Origin of the sequence: Halobacteriovorax sp. RT-2-6, assembly GCF_047085025.1 — a bacterium.
GTDB lineage: Bacteria > Bdellovibrionota > Bacteriovoracia > Bacteriovoracales > Bacteriovoracaceae > Halobacteriovorax_A.
Genome location: NZ_JBKIYH010000003.1, coordinates 296,788 through 309,971 on the forward strand (window position 1 = coordinate 296,788; position 13,184 = coordinate 309,971).

The window sequence follows — 13,184 nt, forward strand, 5'->3', positions numbered from 1 at the left end:
TTAAAGGAGACTAATCATGGGAATCAGAATTAATACAAACGTGGCATCAATCGCAGCACAAAGAGCAATGTCACTTACAAATAAAAGAGTTGGGGACAACTTAAGAAAACTATCTTCAGGTGAACGTATTACAAAGGCTGGAGATGACGCCGCTGGACTGGCAATTAGTGAAAACTTAAAAGCTCAGATCAGAGGTATGAGGCAAGCAAAGAGAAACGCAAACGATGCAATCTCACTTGTCCAGGTAGCAGAAGGTGGATTAAATGAAGTTTCAAATATCATCATTCGTCTTAGAGAGCTTGCAGTACAGACTGCCTCTGACACGATTGGGGATACTGAAAGAGCATTTTCAGACATCGAGTTCCAACAGCTTAAAGAAGAGATTGATAGAATCGCAAAATCTTCTAACTTTAACGGAACACAGCTACTCGATGGAACAGGTGGCAAGCTCGAGTTTCAAGTTGGGATTCACAATGATCCAATGCTTGATCGACTTACTTACGATGCAGCAGGATCAGATGCTACAATCACAGCACTTGGACTTGCCTCAGATAGTGTGTCCACTAAAGAAGGCTCTCAAGCAGTTCTTCAAAAACTTGACGATGCGTTGGTCGCAGTCAACGGTTATCGTGCCAGTATGGGTGCGTTACAGAATCGACTCACATCAACAGTCAATAACTTGGGGATCAGTGATGAGAACTTGAGTGCGGCAAAATCGCGAATTAGAGATGTTGATGTGGCAAAAGAAACTGCCGACATGACTAAAAACAATATCTTAATTCAGGCGGGAGCCTCTGTTCTTGGACAGGCAAACCAAGTGCCAAATGTGGCGTTAAAACTAATCGGATAAACTAATCATATAGGCGACTATGGTCCTGAATAGGACATAGTTGCCTCCTCTTTTTTTTCTCAAAAAACAAATCTTACCTATATAATAGAATCATGACTGAACAAAGAACCAAGACAATTCTAATCTTTGGTATTTCTTCATTTGTGGGCTCATCACTTGCAAGCTTTTTAAAGAAAGACTACAAAATCATTGGTACTTATCATAAGAACCCTGTTTCTATTGATGGCATAACAACTGTTCCATGTGATGTTCACAGTAAGCAAGAAGTTCAGTTAATCATGTATACATTTAAACCAGACATTACAATATATGCGGTAGGTTTATCTTCAATTGTGGATTGTGCACTAAGTGAGAGAAGGGCGGATGCTCTAAATACAAGTGGACTCTTTACTGTGGCAGATGTTTGTCAGCGATATAAATCACAAATTATTTATTTATCTTCAAGTTTCGTTTTCTCAGGTGAATCATCTGAAAATTTTGAGTTAGATATTCCTGATCCAACTACTACTTATGGCAAGACTCAGGCGGCTGCGGAATTTTATATTCAAAAATCCTCTCTAAATTACTTAGTTTTTAGAGTTTGTCGATTATATGGAAGAGGCGGTGTACACGTTCGTCGTAATCTCTTTGAGAAAATTCAAGCAAAGCTTCATGCACGAGAAGAGATTGAACTTGATGACTATATTAAAACGGGCTTTCTCGATATTGACTACCTTGGAATGGTTATCAAAATTTGCATCGAAAGAGGTCTTAAGAATCGTTTGTTACAAATTAGTTCAAATGATTTTATGTCGACTTATTCTTTTGGAAAACTGTATTGTCAAAAATTTCAAGAACCACAAAAGTTAATTGCATCGGCCAAATGGCCATATCCAATTATGAGTTCAGCAAAGGTTGGAGATAATAGTTCAGGTGTTCTAAATTTTAATATGAATATCACTAATGCTGAGGGCTATCTGCATTTGCGTCTACCAACTGTAGAAGAGTCTTTAGAATATTCAGCTCAAAAGTTACGGGTAGGCCTTGATGCTAAGGAAGCACATGAGTCTAAGGATACAATTAACTATATCTAAATCTTCTTAGCGCGCAGAAAGCTTGATAAATTCGCTTAAGTAGTGTCTTACAAGTGCATCACAATCAACAACTTCATTTTCAAAACGCCATGTGATTTGATTAAATGGCCCGATGTGTGCGCGGATCTCGTGAAGATGTCCACCGCCATGAACTTGAGATTCATTAGTTCTAGCACTAAAGATGTCTTTCCCATTCGCTAAGAAGCCAATTGAAATAAGATCATCTGATTTTCTTGCAAAAATAAGACGAAGTGAATTGCGATAGATCATAAAGTCATTGATTGTATTAGCAATCTTAAAAATTTTGATCGTATTATTATCACCGCGGTATTCATTGAATTTATGGACATAAATCTCAAAAAGATCTCTGAGCTTATTCATGAAGTTAATTGAAGATTCTTCAAGTTGGAATGCTGGATTTAAGTGGTCGTTAAAACTTACAACACCACTCTCGTCCATATTGATCTCTTCGAGAGCAAGATTTTCGATCCATTTTGTTGATACTTCCGTGTTTCTTTCAAATTTTGTAATATCCATAACTTAAATTCTACTAGATATTGATGATTTGAAAAGAATTTTTTGGATTGCGCAATGGAAAGGGCAGTGTGAATGAGCTAGATGAGCGATGAAAGTTTCCGCCCGTCGTACGACAGGGGGATGTAGTGATAATCACTTTAGGCTTCCCACTGATTCATGGGCCTGCTCACCGTGACCAGTGACCACTTCCTTTCTAAGCTTTGTAGGGCGAAACAACTTTATTTGGTGCCCATCTAGCTCACTCATAAATTATACCCGAAAAACGTAAACGGCAACAATAATAGGCATAATTAAAAGCACTTGACGGTAGTATTTACAGATACTTATGAACAAATACACCTTTTTTTTGAACCAAATGCGCGAAGTGTTAAAATATTATTAAGAAAAGTTAAAGCTTTACTCAGTTATTGCCGAAACTTTCAAGTAGTTATTTAAGTTTCAACCCCGCTGAATGGGGGCGATTGAAAGGAGTATGAAATGAAAACCTTGCTAGCGTTTCTAAAAGACGAAGAAGGTCAAACATCAACAGAGTATATCTTACTTGTTGCTGTTGCAGCGATGCTTGTTATGAAGTTTAAGGAAAAGGCATCAGAGGGTATTACAACTCTTACTGATGGTGTTTTCGGGAACACGGATAACCTACTTCGCGAACTACAAGGAAACTAATTCTTCCGCTCTTTAGTTTGATGCGACTATCAAGCACTCTACTCTAGAGAGCGGAGGAAAAACTTTCTCACCAAAACCTTTTGCATACTTAATGTAGAATATTAAGTATGTCACGTCAGTCTCAAAGCGGTCAGGCTTTAATAGAGTATATTTTTATCTTAGCATTCTTTGCTGGTATTTCCATTGCAATGGCAAGGGGAATAGGGGCTTATACTACAGGCTTTTTTAAAAGTTTTGCATTCCATTTATCGCAGGAGCTTGCAACAGGCTCGTGTCCTAATGGCTGTTGGCATTCACCATATGTAAACCAAGATAGGTAGGTTAGAGTGCCCGTAAGTGTCTATGTTTTTATCTTTATTCAATTACTCTATGTTTCTTATATCGATATTCAATCTCGAAAGATTGCAAACGTATGGTCAATTGGAAACATCTTTTTATTTTTAGTTCTCGTATTGTTTTTCCCGAATAACTACATTATTGGAATTGAAACACTTCTTTACCCTCTAGGGATATTTCTCGCAGGTTTTTTACTTTTTATTTTAAAAATTATGGGCGGTGGTGATTCGAAATATTTAGCTAGTTTATTTCTTTTAATTCCAGTCGCTCATCAAGATCAAGCTTTGATCTCCCTTTCTGTTGTGACAGTGATTGTCGGGCTTTCAGTTTTTATTACGAATATTCTTAAAAATCTTGAGTTTATTATTCAGGCTTTTAAAGAAGGTAATATCGTTCAGATTAAAAAGATTTTTGGGAAGAAATTTGCGTTTGCCCCTGTTATACTTATTTCATGGATATTTCTAGGATGGAAAATAAAAAAGCATATATTCTTTTAAATGAAAGGGGACAATCGACAGTAGAGTATATTTTACTTTTTGTTGTTGTGACATCTTTTGCAATGCTAGTCTTCAAAAGTGAAGGTTTCCAAGGCATGATTGGAGAGGGCATGTTTGGTACATTGGCCCGTTCTATGGAATACTCAGCTCGCTATGGTGATAAAGGTAGTGTCGATTCATATGGAAAAACTTATGGAAATCCAGTTCATCCCCTCTATTATAATAATGATGAAGGAAGGTCTCACTTCTTCTCTCCTGTAGGAATTTATGATGAGCAATTATAAGAAGATAAGAAATCAAAATGGGCAATCGACAATTGAGTTCCTATCAACTTTTACTTTTGTGATCGCTTTCTTTTTTGTTTTTGCAAAGATTGCAATTAATTATACAAATACTTATCTTCTTCAATATGCAAATTTTATGGCATCACGAGCGTATCTCGTTGCAGATAATAAAATTCAAAATGACTCTCTTGCACGTCAAAATGCAACGGAAGTTTTCAACTCATATAATGTTGTTAATTGCGGCACTGATTGTCAGATAAAATTTAATTCAAAAACAACAAACCAGTGGTTCTTAAGTGGAACGTATCTAGATTATAAAACAAAATTCTCTGTCATGAAGGTATTAACAGGTGATATTGACTTAGACTTTCGAATTGAATCGTTTCTAGGAAAAGAGCCTACGATAAGAGAGTGTCTTGCTCAGGTTTGTCGAGCTTTTTCTGAGGTTGCCACTGATCTAGGAAATGGGAATTGTTCAAGTACGAACTCAACGATCTATGATAACGGATGTTAACTTGAGTGCAGATCAGAAAAGAACAATATTTAACAATGAAGAAGGACAGGCCTTATTTGAGGCGATGATTTTTATTCCAATTCTTCTTTATATGGTTGTGATGCTCATTACAGTAGGCAACTCAATCAATGCATCGATTAATCAGAATAAAGCAACTCGAACATATACATTTTATATTCTTAAAGGAAACTCTGATGGAATTGGTGGAAATGATATCAGAAGCTTAAGTGGGACGTTCACTGAGGTTGGAGGCTTTATGATTGGTTGGAATAAAACACTACAATCTAATAGTACACCGATTTCATCAAGCTTTAAAATTCCAACTCTTCCTTGGGCCGCAGCTGAAGATGAAAATTGCGAAGAAGCAGGTGATCCAGAGGATACAAATTGTATTAAGGTGTTCACTTTGTTTGGAGTCTGTGGTGAGACCTTCACTAAACCAGGTGATGTTTTATTTAGGGCCAATGATGCCACTATCCTTTCACCGGTCACTTCTTGTAGCTATAAGTAGCCAAAAATGCCTCATTGTAACTAAATGCTTGTTTTTTGTTAAAATATTAAGTGATTACTTAACGAAGTAAAACAGGATGTTTTATGAATACTAGAGCTTTTACGCTGGCCCTTATTATTGCAGGTGTTGCCATGTTTATGGTCCACACTTATATCGAAGATCAACAATCTGCTTTGATTAAAAAGTATGGAACAATGAGTTCTGTTCTTGTTGCTAAAGAAGATATTCGCGAGTTCGATCTACTGGATGAAACGAAGGTTTCAATTATTACAGTTCCACAGAAATTCTTAGCTCCTGGAAGTTTTAAAACAGTAAAAGAAATTGAAAATACAATTGCGACAGTTCCAATTCTAAAAGGCGAGCAAATTACAAAACCACGTGTAACATATCCTGGAGAGAGTACAGGTCTTTCAAGAGAAGTTACAGTGGGGATGCGTGCAATTGCTTTCCAAGTTGATGAAAGAAGTTCAGTAGGAAAGCTTATTCGTCCTGGTGATCGTGTCGATGTTCTAGCACCGATTGATTACACAGGTGGAGCGAGAAAAGATCAAGAAAAAATCGTTACAATCCTTCAAGATGTTCGTGTTCTTTCAACAGGGATGAGTGTTTCAAATAATATTCCTCTAATTGGTGTTAAAACAGAGGAAGTTGTAAGAAAAATGAAACTTAACACTTACTCTAATTATACAACGGTAACGTTAGAGCTTAGTCCATTTCAAGCTCAGAAGATTGCGCATCTTTATGTATTCCAACCAAATAAACCAATTCTGACTTTAAGAAATATTAATGATGGTGAGAAGGCAATGATCGAAGGAACTCGACTCTACGATATTCTTTCGGATACTGATAAGAATGAGGCAAGGGCCTTCTTTAACGAAAAATATAAGAAAAAGAATTAATGAGAATATTAACGTACTTAACTCTATTTATATTTGCATTAACGGCCAGCGCTCAGCAGGCCTCTTCTGGTATTGGGGTATCTGAAGAAAAAGTAGAGGTAGTTCTTGGTATTGATAAAGTTTTACCAATTGATTTCACAATAACATCTCGAAGTGTACAAATTGCAAATCAAAGAATTCTTAAAGTACAACCAGTTAATACTGCGGCGGGAACAAGTGAGCTTGTTTTAAAAGGTGAAGCACCTGGTATTACTTCTGTTACTGTTCGAGATCGCTTAGGTGCTATTAAAAAGCGTTATCTTGTAACTGTTACTGCAACAGAGAAGTCAAAGCTTATTGCAGAAATTAAAGAACAATTAGGACCAATTGAAGGTTTAGAAATAAACTTGAAGGGTGGTAAGGTCTTTGTTGAAGGAAAGATTATTGTTCCTGGAGATATTGGGCGAATTGTAAAAGTTTTAGAAGATTACCCAGATGTTAAGAACCTTGTTGAAGTTTCACCACAGACTTATTTAATTATTTCTCGAGAAATGCAAGAAGGTCTAAGAAGAAATAACTTAAAAGATGTAACAGTTAGATTCTTTAATAATTCATATTTATTAGAAGGAATTGTAAACTCAGAAGAAGAAAGTAACCTTGCTGTTAAAATCGCGGCGACATACTTACCTGATAGAATTCAAAGTTTAGCTAGAAGAACAGATTCTGTTCAGCAACTTGATAAGGGTGAGATTATTAGAAACTTTCTGGCCATCAATAGAAAGCCTCAGCCACCTCAAGCCGCAAAACTTATTAAAATAACTGCTCAATTTGTTGAGCTTTCAAAAGATTATAATCGTGTCTTTGGATTTAAATGGAATCCAAGCGTTGGAACAACAGGTGGACAGATCGTTTTTGGACGTACTGAAAATGGTGGAACAGTAACGACTTCATCTGCTGGTAGTTTTGGTGGAACAATCTCACAACTATTTCCTAAACTGAGTTCTGCTAAAGCAGCTGGTTATGCTCGAATTGTTCAATCTGGGATGGTGATCACTAAAGATGGTGAAAAGGCAAAGTTATCTAAGGGTTCTGAGAGGAACGTTGCGGTTGGTACTGGGGAGTTCCAACAAGCAAAAGTTATCGAAGCGGGATTTAACTTAGATGTAACACCTAAGATTCTACAAGAAGAAAAAATTAATCTTGATATTATTCTTGGTGTTTCTTCTTCTCAAGGAACAGATAAACAAACTAATAATCTCGATACGAAAATTATTGTTAAGTCTCGTGAATCAGCAGTTGTTGGTGGTATTTCAATTAATAAAACTGCTACCGAATATGACAAAGACCCACCTGATGGTGTTTCAACAACTGGTAGTGATGGAAGTGAAGAAGGACAAGTTTTTTCTTTGTTCTCATTTGTACGCTCAAAAGATGTTTCAAAATCTAAAGAGCAATTTGTTGTTTTTATCACTCCTGAGATTATTGAGAGTGCCTCAACTGGTACTGAAGATATTAAAAGAAAATTTAGAAAGAGGGGGCCATAGTGGCCGAAGGTCATATTATTACAGTCATTGGTGGTAAAGGCGGCGTAGGGAAATCCCAAGTTGCTACAAACCTAGCTTTTGCTTTCAGTGGTGAAAAGCGATCTAAGACATTACTTCTTGATTTCGATCAAAGAGCTAGTGGTGACTTAAATTTGTTAACTGGAATTAAAACAAATAAGAACTTAAAAGATCTTTTTAATTTTAATGGAAATATTGATCCACGAACTTTTCAGCCATTCGTAAATATGCACCCAAGTGGTGTTCATTATATTGGTTTACCAAATGATCCTGTAGCGACTGAAGGGATGAGTGTTGATGGAGCTGGTAAGGTACTTAAAGCCGTAAAAAGCATGTATCCACTCACTGTTATTGACGTTGGAACGGAAATCACTGATCTCACTGCAAAGGCTTTAGAGCATTCAACGATGATTTTAGTTGTGATAACTCCAGACCTTCTTGCTCTAAATCAAACTAAGCGCCTTGTTTCAGAATTAATAACAATGATGTTTCCTAAAGAAATGATTCATTTTGTTTTTAATCAGGCGCAAAAAGGTCATCCTGTAACTGCTGATGTGGCCGGGAAATCTGTTGGTCGCCCTGTTTTAGCTCAAATTCAAAAAGATGAACAAACTTGTGCAATGGCCATTAATCAGAAGAAACCAGTTATGCTGGCGGCTAAAAATAGTGCTTTTGCTAAAGGTGTCACAGAGTTAGTTCGTACAATCAATGGAAAGGGAATTCTTAGTCAATTGGCTAAGCTTAATAAACCTAATGATGTTGGTACAAAACAAGAGCGTCCAACTGGAGCTGCTGCAAATGGATGGCGAGATCTAAAACTTAGAATTCATAAAGGTCTTGTTGAAGAAATGGATCTATCTAAAGATGATGATAACGATCCGAAAGCGAAAATTATTCTTAAAGAAAAGACTAAGAAAGTCGTTATTGATTTACTTGGTAAAGAAGATACAAAAGGCATTTTAAACAATCGCGATGATATGAATAGCATTGTTAAAGAAATTCTAGATGAAGCCTTAGGACTAGGGCCTCTAGAGGACTTGCTTGCTGATTCGTCAATCTCTGAAATTATGGTTGTTGGACCTAATAAGATTTACTATGAAGAAGATGGAAAGGTTAAGCTTTCAAAAGTAACTTTTTCAAACGATAGACAGGTTCTTAACGTTATTGAAAGAATTGTTGCTCCAATTGGTCGTCGTATTGATGAAAAGACTCCATACGTTGATGCCCGCTTGCATGATGGTTCTAGGGTTCATGCAATTATTCCTCCTTCTGCAATTGACGGATGCTGTATTACAATTCGTAAATTCCCTGAAGAGAGACTTACTTATAAACACCTTGTTCAATTCGGTTCTTTCACTCAGAATATGGCGGACTTCTTACGTATCGCTGTTGAAGGACATAAGAATATAATTGTTTCTGGTGGTACTGGTTCCGGGAAAACAACACTGGTAAATATTTTGGGAAGTTTTATTCAGGCCAATGAACGTATTATTACTTGTGAAGACTCTGCTGAACTTAGTTTTCCTCAAGAGCACGTTGTTCGTTTAGAAACACGCCCTCCTTCACTTGAAGGCGATGGAGAAATTGATATTCGTTGTCTAGTAAAGCAATGTCTAAGAATGCGTCCTGAGCGTATTGTTGTTGGTGAGTGTCGTGGTGGTGAAACACTGGATATGCTCCAAGCTATGGGGACAGGGCACGATGGTTCTCTAACGACAGTTCACTCAAACAATCCAAGAGAGTGTATTGGACGTATTGAAACCCTTGTCCAATATGCGGGAGCTGGTCTTACTCCAAAAGCAATTCGTGAAATGATTGCCAACGCAGTTCATTTGATCATTCAAGCTTCACGTCTGGATGATGGTTCTCGTAAGATTACACATATTACTGAAATTGGTGGGATTCAGGGAGAGGTTGTTACTCTTCAAGATATTTTTCTATTTCAACAAAAAGATATCGATAAGAACGGGAAAATTATTGGCTCCCATCAGGCGACTGGTTTTATTCCAAAGTTTATCGAAACCCTTGAAAGACAAGGTTACAATATTCCTCGTGGTTTATTTTCGAATGCTCCTGGTGCTAGTGGTGGGGCCACACCTGCTAACGCTGATAAGAAAGCACCACCACCTCCAAATAAGAGACCTCCACAGCAGGGACAACAAAGGCCACGACCGGGTCAGCCTCAAGCTAGACCAAGACCAGGCAATGGTGCACCACCTGTGAAGAAGAAGGCTTAGGATATAGAGGTATAAATGAGTTTTTTTATTGAACAAATAGGACGAAGTGGATTAATTGGACTTATTGGTTTAATCTTCTTTCTATTTTGTTATCGCTATTCAGTTGGTATTTTTGATTTAATTGAAAAACAAACATTTGGTACTCGAACATATATTTTAGAAAAGTTTGAATTACTTTTTATCGACGTTAAGCCAGATCATGTTACGTATGCACTCCTAGCATTGTCATTTGGACTTGGAACTCTAACTCTTATTACTTTTGGTTTATTTGGAAGTTGGGGTGGTGGAGCGTTTCTTGGCCTAATCGTTGGTTTTGTAGGATTTAAGGCGCCTAAACCTGTTGTTGATTACCTCGTTAATCGTCGTATTTTAGCTTATCAAAACCAGATGGTAGATGGCCTAACTCTGCTTTCAAATGGTCTTAGAGCAGGTCTATCAGTACCTCAAGCTCTTGGTATGGTTGTTGATGAGATGCCTCCTCCTATTTCTGAAGAGTTTAATATTATCCTGCAGCAGAACAGAGTTGGGGTAACTTTAGAGGAGTGCTTCGAAAACTTGGCAGAAAGAATTCCTACTCAAGACAATGATATGTTCGTTTCAAGTGTTAATATTTTACGCGAAACCGGTGGTAATCTTGCTGAAGTTTTTGACACTATTGTCACTGTTATTCGTGAACGCATTAGATTGAAGCAAAAAATCGATACCGCCACGGCCCAGGGAAAGTTTCAGGGCTTCACAATTGCGGCCATGCCCTTTGTAATTCTAGCTATTTTCTCTGCAAATGATCCAACTCTGCTACCAAAGATGTTTTCTTCGGCCATTGGGATTGTCTTATTTGTAGTCGCCTGTGTTTTAGACGGTGTTGGAACCTTCTTCATTCTTAAAATAGTGAAAATTAAAGAATAAAGTTATTATATGTTTAAGTTTTAGTTAAAGGCCTCCGATATGCCTATGGAGAGAATGAAGATTCTTTAACTAAATAAGGATACAAGTCATGAGGATCAGTTTAAAACTATTAGTACTATGTTTGTTTTCACTGGCATCGATTGCTGGTGTAAATCTGAAAAACGGAAATTTCTACATTACGTACACGGATATTATCGTACCTGGTGGTGGGAATGACCTAGTTGTTGAAAGAACGTACAACTCTAAATCTCCTGGAAAGGGGTGGTTTGGTTATGGTTGGGGTTCTGATTATGAAACTTTCTTAGTTGTTTCAGCAGATGGTTCTGTAACAGTTCACGAGAATGGTTCAGGTGCTAAGACTCGTTTCACTCCAAGACAGGCTGTAGATCCTAAAGCAGCGGCAGAAAAAATCGTTGATGTGATGAGAAAGAAAACTTCTCTTTCGACGACAGTTGCAAAGACTCTTGTTACGAAGCTTACAAATGATGCTGAACTTAGACAAGCATATGCTAAGAAGTTCAATGTATCTTCAAACCTTGCAGTGGGAACTGAACTATACTCAAATGTTCGCGGGCTTCAAAAAGTCGTAAAGACAGCTAAAGGTTATATTAGAAAGTATAATGATGGAAAAGAGAACCACTTTGATAAAGAAGGTAAGCTTATTCAAGTAAAAGATAAGAACGGATATGTTGTTAATCTTGATTACACGAAAGAAGGTTCACTAAAGTCAATCAAGGACTCAATGGCCAAGCAAATCTTTTTTAAGTGGTATCCAAATGGTCTTGTGAAATCAGTAGAATCTGGTGCTGGTAAAAAGACGACTTATACTTATGACACAAATTATAACTTAGTAGATGCAAAAGATATTTCAGGGAATCATTTCAAGTATGATTACGATGCTAATCATAATATGACTCTTATTACTTATAAAGATGGATCAACTCAAAAGATTGCTTATGAAAAGAAAACTCAATTTGTAAAAGAACTTACAAAGAGAAGTGGTGAAGTAATTAAGTACTCATATGAGAGTAATCCTAAAAACCCTGATTTCCACTACTGGACTTTAGTAGCAAAGAAATCACCAACTAAGAAAGAAGTTGTAAATCGTTATGAGTACGAGATCAAGAAGAAACCAGACGGATCTCACTATACTTACAGAATCCTTACTGTAATTAATGGACTTAAAACAGAGACGATTTATACAGAGTGTTGTTCTCTTCCAAAGCAGATTAAGAGAGGAAATCACGTAACTAATTTTGAATATAATAAAGATGGACTACTTGTTAAAAAGGCTTCTTCAAGAGGTGACTTTGTAGAGCTTGAGTATCACAAGCAATTTAAGAAGATTACTAAAGTAGTTAACCCACGTGGTTGGACAGAGTTTGACTATGATAAGAAGGGTAACCTTAAGAAAGCTAATAACTCTAAAGGTATGTCTGTTGTTTTACTTTACGATTCTAAAGGTCGTATTTCAAAAATGATGGATTTAAATAAAAAGACTAAGCAGAAAAGAGCTCTTGAGTTTCAATACAATGCTCAAGGTAAGCCAGTTGAGATTACTATGAATAAAGTAGGAAAGATCAACGTTAAATACGATAACTACGGTGAGATTCTAAAAGTAGAATCGAAAGCAGGACATAAGATGGCCTTACAAGTTACTCAGGCCTTCCAATCACTCTTAGCAATTGTTAAGCCTGCTGGTGTAAACCTAAATATGTAATTGGAGGGATATATGAAGAAACTACTAACGCTTTTATTGGTTCTTGGATCATTTAGTATTTTTGCTGCAGAAAGTGCGGCTACTGGTGAAAAAGATGGTGAGTGTCCAAAAGTTAACTTAGATAACAGAGATACATCACCTACAACTGCTATACCATCTTCATCTGAAGTGCCGGCAACACCAGGTGGAACTACATCTGATCAACAATAAGATTCTTTTAAATTTATTATCTTATACTAAAGGGCCCGTTATGAAACGGGCCTTTTTTTGTTAAAAATCTAAACACTGTACAAAATATTACACCCTCTATTGCTCTAACTACTTAAAAAGACATTCGAAAAGTTGGCATTTTCCTTGCTTTATAAATAGCAAAGAAACAAAACCATAATGGGGGAAATTATGAAAAAGTTAGCATTAGTATTTTTATTTCTATTAAGTGTAACAAACGTATTTGCATTAGATGAGTCAGGAACTAGCTGTGATGATATGTATGCAAGCTCTGATAGTGTAGCAAGTGTAGAAGCGGAAGCTCCAGCAGCACCAACATCATCAAGTTCATCAACTCAATCGATTGGACAATAAAATTTAACTCAAACAATTATATTCAACTCCT

The 13,184-nt window shown here is 36.8% G+C and carries 15 protein-coding genes and 1 other RNA gene; 14 read left to right on the forward strand and 2 right to left on the reverse strand.

Annotated features, from left to right (window positions below; genetic code table 11):
- Positions 1-16: 16 nt before the first annotated feature.
- Positions 17-850, forward strand: coding sequence for a flagellin (locus ACMAYS_RS15295; protein WP_103218432.1), 834 nt, complete (start codon positions 17-19; stop codon positions 848-850).
- A gap of 92 nt (positions 851-942) precedes the next feature.
- On the forward strand, positions 943-1,923 hold the full coding sequence (locus tag ACMAYS_RS15300; RefSeq protein WP_103218431.1) for an SDR family oxidoreductase: 981 nt from the start codon (positions 943-945) through the stop codon (positions 1,921-1,923).
- A gap of 6 nt (positions 1,924-1,929) precedes the next feature.
- On the opposite strand, the gene ACMAYS_RS15305 is transcribed toward ACMAYS_RS15300, so the two are convergent.
- Positions 1,930-2,460, reverse strand: coding sequence for a hypothetical protein (locus ACMAYS_RS15305; RefSeq protein ID WP_103218430.1), 531 nt, complete (start codon positions 2,458-2,460; stop codon positions 1,930-1,932).
- A gap of 70 nt (positions 2,461-2,530) precedes the next feature.
- Positions 2,531-2,703: non-coding RNA, 6S RNA (gene ssrS / locus ACMAYS_RS15310), on the reverse strand.
- Between the two features lie 234 nt (positions 2,704-2,937).
- On the opposite strand from ssrS, the gene ACMAYS_RS15315 reads away from it, so the two are divergent.
- The 12 genes from ACMAYS_RS15315 to ACMAYS_RS15370 all read left to right on the forward strand — a co-directional run bounded on the left by ACMAYS_RS15315 (position 2,938) and on the right by ACMAYS_RS15370 (position 13,153).
- Positions 2,938-3,126 (forward strand): Flp family type IVb pilin, encoded by a 189-nt coding sequence (locus tag ACMAYS_RS15315; protein WP_021267549.1) that lies wholly within the window; start codon positions 2,938-2,940, stop codon positions 3,124-3,126.
- Positions 3,127-3,452: 326 nt separating this feature from the next.
- On the forward strand, positions 3,453-3,959 hold the full coding sequence (locus ACMAYS_RS15320; RefSeq protein ID WP_103218429.1) for a prepilin peptidase: 507 nt from the start codon (positions 3,453-3,455) through the stop codon (positions 3,957-3,959).
- Positions 3,929-4,243: a hypothetical protein gene (locus ACMAYS_RS15325; protein ID WP_103218428.1), complete on the forward strand. Its 315-nt coding sequence runs from the start codon at positions 3,929-3,931 to the stop codon at positions 4,241-4,243. The genes ACMAYS_RS15320 and ACMAYS_RS15325 overlap by 31 nt, the downstream gene beginning before the upstream one ends.
- A complete protein-coding gene (locus ACMAYS_RS15330) occupies positions 4,230-4,757 on the forward strand; it encodes a hypothetical protein (RefSeq protein ID WP_103218427.1) in 528 nt (175 codons plus the stop codon). Before ACMAYS_RS15325 ends, ACMAYS_RS15330 begins: the two co-directional genes overlap by 14 nt.
- A 1-nt stretch (position 4,758) precedes the next feature.
- The gene (locus ACMAYS_RS15335; RefSeq protein ID WP_146037871.1) at positions 4,759-5,268 is read left to right on the forward strand and encodes a hypothetical protein; all 510 of its coding nucleotides are present in this window, start codon (positions 4,759-4,761) and stop codon (positions 5,266-5,268) included.
- An 83-nt stretch (positions 5,269-5,351) separates the two neighbouring features.
- Positions 5,352-6,167 carry a Flp pilus assembly protein CpaB gene (gene cpaB, locus ACMAYS_RS15340; RefSeq protein ID WP_103218425.1) on the forward strand — a complete coding sequence of 272 codons (816 nt, stop codon included), beginning with the start codon at positions 5,352-5,354 and terminating at the stop codon, positions 6,165-6,167.
- Positions 6,167-7,690 (forward strand): pilus assembly protein N-terminal domain-containing protein, encoded by a 1,524-nt coding sequence (locus ACMAYS_RS15345; RefSeq protein WP_103218424.1) that lies wholly within the window; start codon positions 6,167-6,169, stop codon positions 7,688-7,690. Before cpaB ends, ACMAYS_RS15345 begins: the two co-directional genes overlap by 1 nt.
- A complete protein-coding gene (locus ACMAYS_RS15350; protein WP_103218423.1) occupies positions 7,690-9,945 on the forward strand; it encodes an ATPase, T2SS/T4P/T4SS family in 2,256 nt (751 codons plus the stop codon). The genes ACMAYS_RS15345 and ACMAYS_RS15350 overlap by 1 nt, the downstream gene beginning before the upstream one ends.
- Before the next feature lie 15 nt (positions 9,946-9,960).
- Positions 9,961-10,851, forward strand: a complete 891-nt coding sequence (locus tag ACMAYS_RS15355) for a type II secretion system F family protein (RefSeq protein WP_103218422.1) — start codon at positions 9,961-9,963, stop codon at positions 10,849-10,851.
- An 88-nt stretch (positions 10,852-10,939) separates the two neighbouring features.
- Positions 10,940-12,571: an RHS repeat domain-containing protein gene (locus ACMAYS_RS15360; protein ID WP_103218421.1), complete on the forward strand. Its 1,632-nt coding sequence runs from the start codon at positions 10,940-10,942 to the stop codon at positions 12,569-12,571.
- A 12-nt stretch (positions 12,572-12,583) separates the two neighbouring features.
- Entirely contained in the window at positions 12,584-12,781 is a 198-nt protein-coding gene (locus tag ACMAYS_RS15365; protein WP_103218420.1) for a hypothetical protein, read from the forward strand.
- A 189-nt stretch (positions 12,782-12,970) separates the two neighbouring features.
- Positions 12,971-13,153: a hypothetical protein gene (locus tag ACMAYS_RS15370; RefSeq protein ID WP_412463566.1), complete on the forward strand. Its 183-nt coding sequence runs from the start codon at positions 12,971-12,973 to the stop codon at positions 13,151-13,153.
- Positions 13,154-13,184 lie beyond the last annotated feature (31 nt).